Below are 14,375 nucleotides of genomic sequence, written 5' to 3' on the forward strand. Positions count from 1 at the left end.
AAGACCCGTTACGGCACTAGACGACGAGGTCGGCCAACGCGTCGACCGCGTACAGGTAGCCGCGATGACCCAGCCCTGCGACCACGCCGGTCGCGAACTTGGATACGAGCGAGCCGTGTTGAAACCCCTCGCGGCGGTGGATGTTCGAGAGATGCACCTCGATCACCGGCTTATCCAGCACTTTGAGGCTGTCTGCGAGGGCGACGGAGGTCGTCGCCCAGGCACCCGGATTGATGATGACGCAAGCTTTCGCCTCGCGCGCCTGATGGATCCAGTCGATAAGCTGCCCTTCGTAGTTGCTCTGGCCGAAGAGCGGGATCGTCAGCCCTCGGCTTTCGGCCCGTTGACGGGAAGCCTCCTCTATTTGCGCGAGCGTGGTGCTGCCATAGACTTCCGGCTCGCGCACGCCCAAGAGGTTCAGAGAAGGACCGTTCAGAACGAATACGGGATGCGTCACTGGCAGATCGCCTCCCATCGTCAAAGTGCGACGGGCTGAAGCAGTTCGTTGGACGCGTAGCGTACGAGCGCCCCGTCCTTGTCGGTTTCCGCCCAAACTCGCTGCCATTCCTCATCCTGCAGGAACGCGCCCCATTTCTGCTCGCGCTCTGCAAGGCTTTCCCACTCGAGAAGGTAGATGAACTGGTCGTTCGCCTCGCCAACAATCACGGTCCAGGCTCCGATCGTTTTGATGCCGAGCCGTTCGTAGATGCGCGTGTTGTGTTCCTTGAAGCGTTTAACCACCAAACCGACCTTCTTGGGTGCTGCGTGATATACCCGTCGTTCGTGAATCATGATCGTGTCTCCGTTCTGGTTGGGGAAGTCGCGAGGCTCCCGGCGAAGGGTTCCGGTCCTCAGTTGAACTTGTCGGAATCTTACTGCGAGGGAGCTATGCGCGCCGCCGGAAGCGGATCCGTGCCTACGCGCCGCGGCCACTGGATCTCTTTCCCGCCCATGATCCCGTCTTTCCGGAAGACCAGGATCAGCAACATGCTGAGCGCCAGGATCATCTCCTGCGATCCGGGAGGGATGGCCACGTCGAACGAACCCAAGGAGAAGCCTGCTTCAGCCCGGCGGAAGATGTCGATCACGAAGCTGAGGAGTGTGACCCCGACCACGGTGCCCGCGAGGCTTCGCATCCCGCCGACGACGATCATCGCCACGATGAGGAAGGTATGGCTCAGAAAGAAAGAACCGATCGAGACCGTGCCCGTGAAGTGGGCGAAGAGGACGCCGGCGAAGCCCGCTACGAAGCCCGACAAGGTGAAGGCGATCAAGCGGGGCCAGTAAAGCGAGATGCCGGCAGCCCGTGCGGCGACCTCGTCCTCGCGCGTCGCCCTCAGCATGAGTCCCCAGCGGGACGTCTGGAAAAGGAAGGCGACGACGATGGCCCCGATCGCGGCCAGAAGCGCGACGTACAGCGACACGTAGACGGGCAGGCCAACGATGGTCGAATTCCCCATCGTGACCGACACCCAGTTCGAATAGACCGTGTTCACGATGAACAGGAGCGCCAGGGTTGCGATTGATGCGCTGAGGCTGGCCAGACGCATGAGGACCAATCCGGAGATGAAGGCAACGCCGCCAGCGAGCGCGACCGAGGTTAGGCCCGCCGTCAGCAGCGAGTAGGTCTGCTCCTTCAAGAAGGGCGGCAGACCCGACATCGTGATCGGCTTCAGCATCGCGCAGCAGGTCTGCCAAGTGGTGGCATAGGCTGCGATGGCAACGAAGGACATGTGCCCGAACGAGACGATCCCGGAATTTCCGGCGAAGATGTACAGCCCGACCGCGAAGACGAGACGTATCAGAGCTTCGGTCGCGACCCGGGCGCTTCCCGCCATGCCGAGGATGTCGACTAGGTAGGTCAGGCCCGCCAGGGGCACGACTAGAGCCAGGACTGGAAAGAACTGCTTCAGGTAACGCATCAGACTCTTTCCTTCGCTCCGCCGGTGACGAACAGCCCCTGCGGGCGGACGAGCAATATGAGGATGACGATCGCGAAGACGACTGCGTCACGAAAGGGGCGCGCCTCTTCCGGCAAGTAGGCCTGCAGGAGAACGCTGAGGATGCCGACGATGTAGCCGCCCAGAACGGCCCCCGGCAGCGAGCCGATACCGCCGATGACGGTGGCGAAGAACGCGTAGACGGTCGGCATGAGACCCATCCGGATGTCGAGGCTGCCGGTCTGGATGACAAAGAGCATCGAGATCGTGCCGGCGAGAATGCCGCTGATGGCGAAGGCGATCGCGATCACAAGGTTCGCAGGCACGCCCAGCAGCCTCGCCATCGAGAAGTTCTCCGAAGCGGCCCGGAGCTGGATTCCGAGCGAGGTCTTCTTCAGGAACAGCACCAGCGTGACGAGGAGCACTACGGCGACCGCCATCGTCAGCAGCTGGATGCCGGGAATCCTTAGTCCGAAGACCTGGACCGCGCCCGTCAGTCCCTCGCCGATGCTGATCGTCTTTGGACGCCCGCCATGCAGCATGAGGATGAGGCTTTGGAGGAAATAACTAACGGCGAACGACGAGATGAGGAGCGTCGTCGTGTCGGTGTTGCGGAGCGGGCGGAAGGCCAGCCGCTCGGTCAGCAGCGCCAGGACCATCACCGTCAATATGACCGCGAAGATCATAGGTACCCAGTGCAGGGCGCCGAACATCAGGATGGGAACCGCCGAAGTCGAGGGCACGACGAGCGAATACGCGCCGATGGTGATGTAATCGGCCTGCGCGAAGTTGATGAGCCGCATCACGCCGAAGACCAGACCGATGGCGAGGGCAACGAGCGCGTAGAGACTTCCCAACGCCACCGCGTCGATCGAAACCTGTGCAAAATACAGCATGTTTGGCTCTACACCCTCGCGTTTGTCCGGGACGCGTCGTCCCCAAGATAGGCACGCAGCACGAGCGGATCCGTCTTGATTCGCTCAGGCGGTCCTTCTGCAAGGCTTCGACCCCCGTCCAGCACGTGCACCCTGTGGCAGACACCCATGATGACTTGCATGTTGTGCTCGATCAGCATGACCCCGCATTCGATCTGCTTCGGAATGCGCACGATGACCTCCATGAGGTTCTCGCATTCCTGATCGTTCATCCCCGATGCCGGTTCGTCGAGAAGGACGAAGGAGGGACGGAGGGCCAGAGCCCGCGCAATGCTGACGCGTCGCTCCGAACTGTAGGACAGAGACGTGCAGGACTGGTCGGCCTCTCGTTGCAAACCCATCCATTCCAAGATGTCCCGCGACTGTTCGATTGCCTGCTTCTTCGACAGCCCGATGCCGAGCCCGGCGACCGTCAGGTTCTCGATTACGGAAAGACCGCGAAAGAGGCGCGCAGCCTGAAAGCTCCGCGCGATCCCGGCCCTCGCCATGTCCGTGGCGCTAAGGGAGGATACGTTCCGCTCGTCGAGGAGGACAGCGCCCGGCTTCGTCTTCTGAAAGCCTGTCAGCACGTTGACCATGGTGGTTTTGCCGGCGCCGTTTGGGCCTATGAGGCCAAGTATGTCTCCCGTGCGAAGCGAAAGCTCGACCCCGCACAGGGCCTGAATTCCTCCGAATGAGACATGGACGTTCTTGGCCTCCAGGAGTTTCGCGTGAGATCTGGCCATCGAGATCGCTCTCCCAAGTATCGTTCAGCATACGGAGTCGAAATGCCCTTGCCGTGCGGGCGGTACGGTTCAAGCCGTCGCACGGTGCGAGCGGCGCCAGAAGCCTTCGGGGCCGGGCTGCATCCGACCGGGCGACCTGCGGATCGGCATGGGGCCGTGGCCTCTTTTTCGGGATGGGCCAGCGGCAGTCGCGGTTAAGAGTCAGGCCTTTACCGAGGTGAGTAGGCGAGGGCGGATCCGCTTGGTTGCGGGGGTGCGGATCCGCCGTCTCAGCTCGGCTATTGGCCGCTTCGTAGAAGCAGGTTCAGGTCCGGAACGAACTCGTTCTGAAAGACGCCTTGGGGTCTGAAGGAACCGTCCTCGACCTTCATGATGAGCTGCGGACGCGAGACCTGGATGTGGGTTTGGTCGTTGTAGGTCGTCGGCCCGCAGGTCAGCGGCTCGTCTTTGAACTGGTTCATGACTGCGACGACGGCTTCCGTCTCCACGGATTTCGCTCGTTCTGCAGCGCGGGTCCATTGCTCGATCGTGCAGAACCCTAGTACGGAAAACTCCGTCGTGGGAAGCTTTTCCCAACGCGCTTTGTATGCCGCAAGGAAGTCGTTGATCTCCTTGCGCGGATCGGGTTGCGTGATGGACATCAAGGTCGGCACGTAGAAGTCCTTGAGCCCAGGCACGCCGCCCAACCAGTAGTCTCCGCTCATGCCGGTATCGGCCAAGATTGGCATGTCGACCTGGGCGGCGCGAAGCTGCCGCACTGCGATCGGGCCCTCGGGCAGGGAACTGCACATGAAGATGAAGTCCGGCTTCTGCGCCAAACCCTTGATGCCGGTAATCTGGACCGCGATCGAGGGGTCCTTGCCCTGGAACGTGTCGCGTCCGAGAAGGGTGCCTCCGGCATTCTTCCAAGCTGCGGCGAAGCCGGCGCAGGAAGACTTCGTCGCCTCCATGGTCACGTCTTCAAGCATGAAGGCGTTTTTGAAGCCGAGTTCCTTGAAGGCGTATTCCGCCATGACGATGCCGGCGGCCTGCCCCGCCGTATGGGCCGAAAAGACGTAAGGCCCGACACCTTGGACGCCCATCTTCGGATCGCTCGCACCGAAGGAGATCGCAGTCGTCTGGGCGTTCTGGGCGACGAACGCCGCAGGTGACCCGGTGTCGTAGTCGCCCGATACGATCATGAGGTCTGCTCCCCAGTCGACAAGACCAGAGGCCGAGTTGACCGCCAAGGTTGGGTCAGTCTTCGTGTCGATCACCTGATATTCGATCTGGCGACCGAGTAAGCCTCCTGCCTTGTTGATTTCTTCAATCTTCAGGCGGGCGGCGTTGTAGGGCTCCTCGTCGTAGGCAGCCATCCAGCCCGATAGTGCGATCGCAAAACCCACCTTGATGGGCTCGGCTTCCTGGGCAGCCGATAAGCCGGCCGTCATCGCGACGGCCGCCATTCCAACGCCTGCCAGAAGCGCATTCTTCCAAGACCAACGCATTCGTAGTTCCTCCCTTTTTCAACCTCGTGTGTCCTGACGGACCGACCTCAACAATGGCTGTGTTTCAGTGTCCCACCCCGGGTGGCTGAGCCGCGACTACATCACGCCGCATGCCGGACGTTTAAGCGGACCGCTGGCGCAAGGAGTGAGAATGCCACGAACCTTGACCCTCGGTGTGCAACCGAGACGACCGCCACGTGGACGCCTCACGGTGGCCGGAAACCATCAAAACTGGATCCTCATCCGCTGTCCAAACCTCTCCCGTAGACCGCGGAACCCTCTGAGTTCGAGGATCATAGCGTCAAAAGGCGGAGGCAAGAGGTCCTGATTGGAAGGAAACGATGGTACCACTCTCCCCAAAGGCCTCGTTGGAAACCTGCCAGCTGCCGTAGAGACGACAAACTGCTGAGAATGCGACATCCGCCGAATTTTGGCGCTCGGTATCGCGGACGCAGATGTCCGGAGAGCATACGGCGGGCTGACGATGCAGGACCGCCCAAACGATTCGAACAGTGCTGGCGGCTTTGATCGACTACCTACTGCCGAAAGGCTCAGGCTGCTAATGCACCGATTTGGTGTAAAGCGCGTTGAGTGATGGACCAAATTTTTAGGGACAGCTTACCCTACAGACCTGCAGGCCATGACCACGAACGGTAAATGGCCTCAGATTCTGAGGAGCCGCTACCGAGGTCTCGCAAAGCATCTGAAGGGCTTGGGTGTTCAGTGCAAAGGATGTGTAAGCTCAAGCCTCATCAATCGGAGCCGCCGAATGCGTCCCGTCATCACCGCCTTCGAAGCATCTCCAGATAGGGGAGAGGGGCTTGCACGTGACATGCGGGTTCGCTGGGCTCTAGAAGAGGTCGCAGCGGCCTACGACGTCCGCCTCGTGTCGTTCGAGGAGATGAAGGAGCCTGCCTACAAACGGCTTCACCCATTCGGCCAGATCCCGACCTACCAGGATGGGGACCTCGAACTGTTCGAGTCCGGTGCGATCGTCCTTCACATCGCCCAGCAACATTCCGGGCTCCTCCCGAAGGATGGGCAAGGCCGGGCTAGCGCTCTTGCTTGGCTGTTCGCGGCTTTGAACACCGTGGAGCCGCCGATCCTCGAGAGGGAACAGGCTCGCTTCTACGAACGCGACAAGCTCTGGTACGATGATCGTATTCCCCTCCTGGATGATCGCATCAGGGCTCGGTTGAACGATCTCTCGAGATGGCTCGGGGAAGACGAGTGGCTGGGCGATACGTTCAGCGTCGGCGACCTGATGATGGTCACGGTGCTCAGACGATTGGCAGGAGCGGGTGTCTTGGAGGACTTTCCAAACCTTATCGCCTACGTCGCCCGCGGCGTCGCACGGCCCGCCTACAAGCGAGCGTTTGCGGATCAATTGGCTGTGTTCAACGGAGCTGGACCAACAAGACACAACACGGCGCGGTAAGCGCAGAGGTCGTCCACCAAACGCTTCTCGGTTGCCAAGATCGTCGTCCTCTCGGCATGGCCGATCATCTGGATCATGTAGCTCTGCTCGGCGTTTCCCTGCCGATCGATGAAGGGGTGCGCAAGACTGTGGGGATCCTTCAGATCGGGCAGGGCGCCGATGTCTTGGTTAGTGACGCCGGGTGCACAGAACATGAGATAAGGCACCGCCGTCGTTGGCACGACCATCTCCGGCGGACCGCAAATGTCGGCCTTGGAACAACGTTATGCATCCTCTCGGTGTTTTGCGGCTAAACTTCTCGTAAGTGCAGCCCGCAAAGGCTCAATGTCATCCGAGCTTCGGCAGCAGGATCGTGGTGAGACCGAGAAGCGGCAAGTACGATACGGCGCTGTAGACGAACTCGATACCCCTCGTATCGGCAAGTCCGCCGAGAAGGGCAGCGCCGAGCCCGCCCGCGCCGAAGGCGAACCCGAAGAAGATGCCGGCCACGAGGCCGACGCGTCCCGGCAGCAATTCCTGCGCGAAGACCACGATCGCGGGGAACGCCGAGGCGAGAATCATGCCGATGACGACGCTGAGGACGCCGGTGAAGAAGAGATCGGCATAGGGAAGCATAAGCCCGAAGGGGATGACGCCGAGGATCGAGAACCAGATCACGAAGCGCGCGCCGAACCTGTCCCCGATCGGCCCGCCCGCGAAGGTGCCGACCGCGGCGGCCCCGAGGAACAGGAACAGCATGAGCTGCGCTTCGCGAACCGTCAGCTGGAACTTCTCGATGACGAAGAAGGTGAAGTAGCTGGAGATGCTGGCCATGTAGACGTTCTTGGTGGCGGTCAGAAGGACGAGGATGCCGAGGGCGAAGAGAACCTCCCCTCGCGGCAGCGGAAGGCTGCGGCTTGCGGGCGCGCGGGTCGCGTGGAGCCGGCGCTGCCCGGCATACCAGCGGCTGGCCCAGCTGAGGATCACGATCCCGAGCATCGCGATGGAAGCGAACCAAGCGATACTGCCTTGTCCAAACGGCAGGACGATGAAGGCCGCGAGAAGCGGACCGATCGCCGTTCCCGCGTTGCCTCCCAACTGAAAGAGCGATTGGGCGAAACCGTGCCGGCCGCCGGATGCGGAACGAGCAATCCGCGACGACTCCGGATGGAAGACAGCCGAACCGAAGCCAACAAGGCTCGCCGCCACGAGGAGCAGCTCGAAACTGTCGGCCTGCGCCAGAAGGATGAGCCCGAACATCGTGCTCAGCATGCCGACGGGAAGCGAGTAGGTGAGGGGCCAGCGGTCCGTGACGATGCCGACGGCCGGCTGGAGAAGCGAAGCCGTGACCTGGAAGGTCATCGTCAGGAGACCGATCTGAACGAAGTCCAGATCGTAGTTTTGCTTTAGGAGCGGATAAAGCGACGCCAGCAGCGACTGCATGATGTCGTTCAGCATGTGGCAGACGCTGACGGCCACGAGAACGGAGAGCGTCACCTTTTCGAACCGCGGTGTGGCGGAGGCGGCCATGGACATGAAAAGAGCTCCCTCGTTGCCTCGCCTGCATTGTCAGGCAGGCTGAACGTCCGCCTGATAGACCTGCCGAAGCCGGCATTCAACGACGGTTGTGGAGCGGGCGACGGGTCTGTCGGCGCATCCAGAGGCTTTAATGCTCACGGACACTCACGTGCCGTTATAACGCCTTCCATCGACCATGACCGCTTTTTGCCACTTGCTGGGCGCCTTGTCCGTTCGATGAATGCAGCCCGGCCAGCAGCAAGGCCGCCTTTTCCCCTCCGATAGTTCCTCCAGGGCCCGCTCGATGCGCCGCTGTCTTGTCGCTGGCTGCTTCGCGTCTTCGATCCAGCAGATGAACTCGTTTCGGCCAAGTGGCGTCAGCCCCTCCCAGAGCGGGTATGCGATCGGGTCGGATCGCAGGGCAATCTGAAGATCCTGCCCCGCTTCATGGACGGTGCCATGCGGGAATATGGTTTCCAATGAAGCCTCCAGAGATCACTTCGCGCCGGTCGTTCTGCCTTGTACCCGCGTTATTCGGTTTCGACAGAAAGAAGACCGTCGAGCTGCTCCAGTTGCTCCGGCAGTGCGGCCGCCCCGCCCCGTAGGGCCTCCTCGATCTCCTCTTCCGATGGATACAATTCGTGGAAGGTCAGCAGCGTCCTTCCGTCCGTAACTCCGAACGTCACGGTCGTGACCGCGCCCTCTTCGCCCTCGTCGTTCGTCCAGACGATACGTTCGTTCGGCACCACCTCGAGGTACCGGCCGAAGAATGCCATGGTGCCCGAGCCGGCGGTGCCGAACTCCAGCCGATACTGACCACCTGTACGGACGTCCATCTCACAAGACACGAGCACAACCCCGGATGCCGAAGCTGGTACCCACCACTGCCGAAAGGACGCGGGCTGGCTCCATGCTTCGTAAACAGCGCTGGGCGGGGCATGGAAAGTCCGCGTGATGACGAGTTCACGCAGTCCTTTGCGTTCGACCGGCGAACGGTTTCCATGACTGTCGGTTCGGTTGCCCTTCTGATCCATCCCGTTTCTTCCTGGTCTTTTCCCTATTCGGCGTTTTTCGATCGTCGCGTCAGTTCGTTTCCAACGGGATGCAGGGTCGATGCTCAGAGGCCGGCGGCGCTGTTTGCGCGACGCGGACCAACCAGGCCGAAGCGCGTGCCGCGATCGTCCTCTGCAACGAGGGCGAAGGCCTCGCCGGGAATCTCGTCTGGGCCCTGCAAGGATTTGCCCCCGGCTGTTTCCAGCCGCGCCTTGGCCGCATCGATGTCGTCGACCGAGAAGTAGACCTGCCAGCCCGGCTGCCCATTCGGCACCTCGCCCATTACCGCGCCGATGCCATCGCTACCAGCCTGGAGGAAGCGGTACTCGCCGAGATCGCCCATCGGCATGCTCCCTTCCGCACGAAGGCCGAGGATGCGGCCGTAGAAGGCGATTGAAGCCTCCGGAGCCGGCGTCGAAAGCTCGTTCCAGACGGCGTGACCTTGCGGGGCACGCGCTCCGCACACGAAGGCCCGGGATGGCGCCTCGTCAAAGCCGCGCATGATGTAGGCCATCTGCCCCTGCGGATCGGCGAGGAAAGCGAAGCGTCCCACGCCCGGAATGTCGGTTGGGGGAACATGGATGGTCGCTCCAGCTAGGCTAGCCTCGTCCGCTGTTCGGTCGACATCGTCGACGCCGAAATAAACGAACCAGCGGGTCGGCATCTCCATGCCCGCCGGGCACTGCATTATCCCGGCGACGCCCGTGCCACCCGTTTCCGCGATCCGGTAGTCGCGCTCCATGCTGCTCCGCGGCCGCGAGAAACGCCAGCCGAGCACATGGCCGTAGAAGCGCTCCGCGTCGTCGGCATTCCCGGTGATGAGCTCGTACCAGATCGGCGTCCCCTGCGTGTTGGCCATGATCAACTCTCCCGGCTGACGACGGCAAAGCCGCCATGGATGACTCTTTTGGCGTCGAAAGGCATCGGAATATCGATCCTTTCCATCTCAGCTGAGACGGCCTCATGTCCAGCATCTCGCGTTTCCCTGTCTGGCCATTCGATCCACGCGAAGCAGACGGTCTCGTCGGCTTGCGTCTTCACGGCGCGGTGGAAGTCGGTGACCTTTCCTTCGGGCACGTCGACGCCCCAGCACTCGACATGGCGTGTTGCCCCGTTGCGCAGGAACAAAGGCGCGGCCTCCCGGCAGTGGCGGACGAACTCCTCCCGTCTTGCCGTTGGCACGGCTAGGACGAAGCCGTCGATATAGCCGAAGGCGCCGCCGGGACCTTCGTCGATCATTGGCTCGAACCCGCCGTAAATCATCCGTTTTCCGTCGAAGGCCATGTCGGACATGTCCATGCGCGGATCGCTCATCATGGCGGGCTCTGCGGCATTCTTGGTTGCCTTGTCCGGCCAGATTACCCAGCCGAAGGCGACGAGTTCGCCGTCCTTCGCATCGACCGCACGGCGAAAGTCTGTTGCCTCGCCCTTCGGCACATCGTCGCCCACGGCATCCAAGACACTTGACGCGCCGAACTCGCGAAAGAAGGGAGCTGCTTGCACGGCCTGTTCCACGAAGCGGTCGCGCTTGCCTGCCTCTATGGGAAGCACGCAACCTAGGACGTAAGACATCGGCGCTGCCTTTCGGTTGATCGAAGAATGGTTCGAATGAACGGAGGAGGGTGGTTGATCTCAGCCAGCCGGCTCGTACTTGGCCGCATTCTTGCGAAACGGCTGCATCTGCGCCTCCATCGCCCGTTGAAACGCGGGGCGGCCGGTGTTGCGCCTGACATAGTCGCCAAGCGCCGGAAAGGCGTCGAGATCGCCAGTCGTCTCGGCGTTGCGCAGGACGACGGACATCATGAGATCGGCGATCGTGAAGCGCCCGCCGACGAGGAAGGGGCGGTCGCCGAGTGCGTCGGCCAAGCGCGACAGCCGCAAACGAAGAAAGTCACGTGCCTGGGGCTCGATCCGCTCGGCGGCCTCACGGTCTTCGGCGAAGTAGCGGAGATAGCCGCAGCGATCGATCGGCTGACCAAGCGAATCCAACGCCGCAAAGAACCAGGAGAAGCAGGCTTGGCGCTCGGTGGCGTCGTCCGGAAGCAGCACGTCGCTGGCCTCCGCGATCCGCCAGGCACAGGCGCCGGACTCGAACATGGAGAGGTCGCCAACTTGCATTGCCGGAACTTGGCCGAAGGGTTGGCGGGTCAGATTGGAGGCGCTTGCCCGCTCAGCGAGGGGCAGAAGGTCTGCGTCGTAGGGAAAGCCGGCCTCCTCCAGAGCCCAGCGCAGGCGCAGATCGCGCACGTAGCCTTGCGCTAGGCCAGGCACCCAGTCGTAAGCGGTGACTGAGACGGGGCCGCTCAGGAAATCCTCGCGCTTCATCATCCGGCCTCCGCGATGCCGGCGACCGGAGCGGGCATGTCGTTGATGTGCAGAATGTTGCCGTCTGGGTCCTTGAACCAGACCAACTTCATGTCGCCGGCGTGATGGATGCCGTCTCGATAGGTGGCGCTGGCCATCTCGTAGTGTTCGAAGAGAATGCCCTTGTCCGAGAGATCGGCGACGATCGCCTCGATCTCGCCGGCCGCGTCGAAGATCACGGCATTGGCTCGGTTCGTACCTGCCTCCTCGGAGCGATAGACCACGAGATGTGTCGATCCGGTCCGGTAGACCGCGACATCGCTCCCGTCCTCCACCGCAGCAAGACCTAAGATCCCGCCGTAGAAGGCGCGGGCGCGGTCCATATCGGACACCGCAAGAATGGCGGACGAGATCTTGTGCGAAAGCATGGCGGGTCTCCAATCCCACGACGGCCTCGAACGCTTGTTTTCTGGGTTGATATCAACATATAATGTGTCGTGTCAAATGAAGTCTGCGTCCCGGCGCTACCGGAAACCTCCACTGTACCTTTCGCGACGACAATCCACGTCCGTGATCATTGCCTTTGCCTACACACGCAGCGAGCGGCCCGGGCCCTGTCGCGCCGCTTCGACGAAGCCCTGCGCCCCACCGGCTTGAAGAGCGGGCAGTTCTCGCTTCTCATGTCGTTGAACCGGCCGCAACCGCCGACCCTTGGCTCTGTGGCGCAGCTCCTCGCCATGGACCGCACGACCCTGACTGCGAACCTGAAACCCCTCGAGCGTGAGGGGCTCGTCGAAGTGCGGGTGGATGTCGAGGACAAGCGCGCCCGTCGCCTCATCCTGACGGAAAAAGGGCAGGCGTCCCTTGCCTGCGCCACCCCGATCTGGACGACGGAGCACGCGGCTATCGAGGCTGAGCTCGGCGACGGCGAAGCCGGCAGATTGAGAGGGGCTTTGAACCGACTTGTCTGATAGGATGTGCAAGGACAGATTTAGGCGAAGCGTATACGTGTTCGGCTGACATTGGTGCAGCGTGTTTGTTCTGCGCCTGTTTCGAATATGAGTTCCGACACCTTACAGTGAGCGGTCGGAATTGAACCTGTCTAGGCCGCAGATACTCCGACACTTGGTCCTCGAACCGCACGTCTGTAACATCAGTTCGGTTTTCTTACCGTAACCACTCGATGATGAACGGGACGAGGATCGAGGTGGCGAGGCCGTTGAGGGCCATCGCAAGCCCAGCGAAGGCGCCGGCGATGCTGTCCACTTGGAAGGCGCGCGCTGTGCCGATCCCATGAGAGGCGAGACCGGCGGCAAACCCTCGGGCGGCATAGTCATTGATGCGGAAGAGGTTCATCAGCGGGGTCACGATCATCGCGCCTATGATGCCGGTTGCAATGACGAATACCGCCGTCAGAGTCGGGTCGGCGCCGATCTGCTGAGCGATGCCCATCGCGATGCCCGCCGTTACCGATTTCGGCGCGACCGCCGCTTGCAGCGCTTGCGGCAGGGCGAAGATCACGGCTAGTCCAACGGCCGAACCAATTCCGGTGGCCGCGCCGGCGACGAGCGCGGCGAGTATCGGGAACCATCGCGACATGACTAGCGCGCGATTACGATAGAGCGGCACCCCGAGCGCGACCGTCGCTGGTCCGAGTGCGAAATGCACGAATTGAGCTCCCGCGAAGTAGGTTTCGTAGGATGTGCCGGTGGCTCCGAGTACCGGGACGATGATGCAGATTGAAAGAAGGATCGGATTCACAAGCGGATGGTTGCCGCTCCGCTGCGCCACCGCCCGTGCGAGGAGGAAGACGCCGAGCGTCATCGTAAGCCAAAGTAGCGGACTCGCGGCAAGGTAGACCCAGAGGTCAAAGATCGGGGTGCCTGCGTCCTTCATTAGCTTTCTTCCTCATGAAGCCGGGCTGCAAGCCTGAAGACCCCAACCGTCACGAGCAGCGTGATGACCGTAGAGCCGACTAGAGTCGCGATGAGGGATATGCCATGCGCGAGAATGAGACCGTAGGACTGCGCGACCCCGACGCCCGCCGGGATGAACATCACGCCGAGATACTTGAGCAGTCCATCGCCCGCAGCCTGCACGCGCTCGAGGGTCTGTACCGGCCGACCCGCGGCCAAGCGATCGAGGCCCGCTTGATAGGCGATGAGGACCAAGATCCCGATGACGGGGCCCGGCACGGGCACGTTCAGAAGATGTGCAACGGCCTCGCCTATTAGTTGGCAGGCAAGGAGAACGAAGAGACCTTGGAGCATGTCCTCATCCGGAGTTTGGGCGCGCAAAGGATCTGCGCGATCAACGCGTAGTTATCACGGCTATGGGGGCATACGCGGTTGACGCTCGCAAATTCGCATTCCGGATAACGCCGAGCTGTTGGAACTCCGAGCGATCGACGCTTGCGGCAGGCGAGGCCCCTCTGACTTCAGCGGGAGCCTTGCTGTTTATACGGCTCGATCAGGCGTCCAAGCCACAGGATGTCGCACGACCCAGCCTCCTGTGGTGGCAAGGCGCGCCGCAACGCCCTCGATCTCTTCCCGTCGTTCAACGATGACGGAGCGGGCTCGCTCCAGGGCTTCTCGGAGATCCATTTCGACGCTCGCCCTTGCCACTGGATCGGACTCCAGCCTTTGCGCGATTGCCTCCGGGGAGGGCGACGGGATGGTCAGGAGCGTGTCTCCGAGGCCTAGCGCCAACTCGATCCTTGCAACAAGGTGTCATTCGGCGTGCAAGTTTGGGTCTGACGCAGTCTCGATGACGATCAGGGCGCTCCAAGGAGGCGAGCTTCCAGAAGATCGAGCTTAGCGCGACCGTACATCTGGCGCTTGACGAGCTTCAGGCGGTTGACATGCCCTTCGGTCTGGCCGTTCGACCAGGGCTCGGTGACGGCAGCGCGCACGGCGGCGAGATCCCTGGCGATGCCGCGGGCGAAGGACGCGATCAGGCTGGGTTTTGCGTCGCAGAGCCACGGATCGAGGTCAGCC

18 protein-coding genes are annotated in these 14,375 nt (G+C 62.0%); 2 read left to right on the forward strand and 16 right to left on the reverse strand.

Annotated elements, in window-relative coordinates; genetic code table 11:
• Nucleotides 1-16: 16 nt before the first annotated feature.
• From ASG62_RS11835 to ASG62_RS11860, 6 genes are all read right to left on the reverse strand, one after another.
• Nucleotides 17-457 (reverse strand): type II 3-dehydroquinate dehydratase, encoded by a 441-nt coding sequence (locus ASG62_RS11835; RefSeq protein WP_200944702.1) that lies wholly within the window; start codon nt 455-457, stop codon nt 17-19.
• A gap of 20 nt (nt 458-477) precedes the next feature.
• Nucleotides 478-792 (reverse strand): NIPSNAP family protein, encoded by a 315-nt coding sequence (locus tag ASG62_RS11840; RefSeq protein ID WP_056695175.1) that lies wholly within the window; start codon nt 790-792, stop codon nt 478-480.
• An 80-nt stretch (nt 793-872) separates the two neighbouring features.
• The gene (locus tag ASG62_RS11845; RefSeq protein ID WP_056695174.1) at nt 873-1,922 is read right to left on the reverse strand and encodes a branched-chain amino acid ABC transporter permease; all 1,050 of its coding nucleotides are present in this window, start codon (nt 1,920-1,922) and stop codon (nt 873-875) included.
• Nucleotides 1,922-2,836, reverse strand: coding sequence for a branched-chain amino acid ABC transporter permease (locus ASG62_RS11850; protein WP_056695173.1), 915 nt, complete (start codon nt 2,834-2,836; stop codon nt 1,922-1,924). The genes ASG62_RS11845 and ASG62_RS11850 overlap by 1 nt, the downstream gene beginning before the upstream one ends.
• A gap of 8 nt (nt 2,837-2,844) precedes the next feature.
• Complete coding sequence (locus ASG62_RS11855) at nt 2,845-3,600, reverse strand: ABC transporter ATP-binding protein (protein ID WP_056695171.1); 756 nt, start codon at nt 3,598-3,600, stop codon at nt 2,845-2,847.
• 278 nt (nt 3,601-3,878) lie between these two features.
• Nucleotides 3,879-5,087, reverse strand: coding sequence for an ABC transporter substrate-binding protein (locus tag ASG62_RS11860; protein ID WP_056695167.1), 1,209 nt, complete (start codon nt 5,085-5,087; stop codon nt 3,879-3,881).
• A gap of 769 nt (nt 5,088-5,856) precedes the next feature.
• Here ASG62_RS11860 and ASG62_RS11865 point away from each other — a divergent pair.
• Nucleotides 5,857-6,525: a glutathione S-transferase family protein gene (locus ASG62_RS11865; RefSeq protein WP_056695166.1), complete on the forward strand. Its 669-nt coding sequence runs from the start codon at nt 5,857-5,859 to the stop codon at nt 6,523-6,525.
• A 327-nt stretch (nt 6,526-6,852) separates the two neighbouring features.
• Here the strand turns inward: ASG62_RS11865 and ASG62_RS11870 are convergent, their stop codons facing one another.
• From ASG62_RS11870 to ASG62_RS11895, 7 genes are all read right to left on the reverse strand, one after another.
• Complete coding sequence (locus tag ASG62_RS11870; protein ID WP_056695165.1) at nt 6,853-8,040, reverse strand: MFS transporter; 1,188 nt, start codon at nt 8,038-8,040, stop codon at nt 6,853-6,855.
• A gap of 147 nt (nt 8,041-8,187) precedes the next feature.
• Nucleotides 8,188-8,502, reverse strand: a complete 315-nt coding sequence (locus ASG62_RS25515; RefSeq protein WP_082537252.1) for a YdeI/OmpD-associated family protein — start codon at nt 8,500-8,502, stop codon at nt 8,188-8,190.
• A 50-nt stretch (nt 8,503-8,552) separates the two neighbouring features.
• Nucleotides 8,553-9,056 (reverse strand): SRPBCC domain-containing protein, encoded by a 504-nt coding sequence (locus ASG62_RS11875; protein ID WP_056695163.1) that lies wholly within the window; start codon nt 9,054-9,056, stop codon nt 8,553-8,555.
• Between the two features lie 83 nt (nt 9,057-9,139).
• On the reverse strand, nt 9,140-9,934 hold the full coding sequence (locus ASG62_RS11880; protein ID WP_056695162.1) for a VOC family protein: 795 nt from the start codon (nt 9,932-9,934) through the stop codon (nt 9,140-9,142).
• A 2-nt stretch (nt 9,935-9,936) separates the two neighbouring features.
• Nucleotides 9,937-10,647, reverse strand: coding sequence for a DUF1428 domain-containing protein (locus ASG62_RS25520; RefSeq protein WP_082537251.1), 711 nt, complete (start codon nt 10,645-10,647; stop codon nt 9,937-9,939).
• A 60-nt stretch (nt 10,648-10,707) separates the two neighbouring features.
• Nucleotides 10,708-11,403 carry a glutathione S-transferase family protein gene (locus ASG62_RS11890; protein WP_244487586.1) on the reverse strand — a complete coding sequence of 232 codons (696 nt, stop codon included), beginning with the start codon at nt 11,401-11,403 and terminating at the stop codon, nt 10,708-10,710.
• A complete protein-coding gene (locus ASG62_RS11895) occupies nt 11,400-11,807 on the reverse strand; it encodes a VOC family protein (RefSeq protein ID WP_056695160.1) in 408 nt (135 codons plus the stop codon). The genes ASG62_RS11890 and ASG62_RS11895 overlap by 4 nt, the downstream gene beginning before the upstream one ends.
• A gap of 69 nt (nt 11,808-11,876) precedes the next feature.
• Between ASG62_RS11895 and ASG62_RS11900 the strand changes: the two genes are divergently transcribed.
• The gene (locus ASG62_RS11900; protein WP_056695159.1) at nt 11,877-12,350 is read left to right on the forward strand and encodes a MarR family winged helix-turn-helix transcriptional regulator; all 474 of its coding nucleotides are present in this window, start codon (nt 11,877-11,879) and stop codon (nt 12,348-12,350) included.
• Between the two features lie 196 nt (nt 12,351-12,546).
• On the opposite strand, the gene ASG62_RS11905 is transcribed toward ASG62_RS11900, so the two are convergent.
• From ASG62_RS11905 to ASG62_RS11915, 3 genes are all read right to left on the reverse strand, one after another.
• Nucleotides 12,547-13,275, reverse strand: a complete 729-nt coding sequence (locus ASG62_RS11905) for an LrgB family protein (protein WP_056695157.1) — start codon at nt 13,273-13,275, stop codon at nt 12,547-12,549.
• Entirely contained in the window at nt 13,275-13,649 is a 375-nt protein-coding gene (locus tag ASG62_RS11910) for a CidA/LrgA family protein (RefSeq protein ID WP_056695155.1), read from the reverse strand. The genes ASG62_RS11905 and ASG62_RS11910 overlap by 1 nt, the downstream gene beginning before the upstream one ends.
• 503 nt (nt 13,650-14,152) lie before the next feature.
• On the reverse strand, nt 14,153-14,375 hold a 223-nt coding region (locus ASG62_RS11915), incomplete at its 5' end, for a transposase (RefSeq protein WP_162247007.1).

Origin of the sequence: Aureimonas sp. Leaf427 (genome assembly GCF_001425485.1) — a bacterium.
Classification (GTDB): Bacteria; Pseudomonadota; Alphaproteobacteria; order Rhizobiales; family Rhizobiaceae; genus Plantimonas.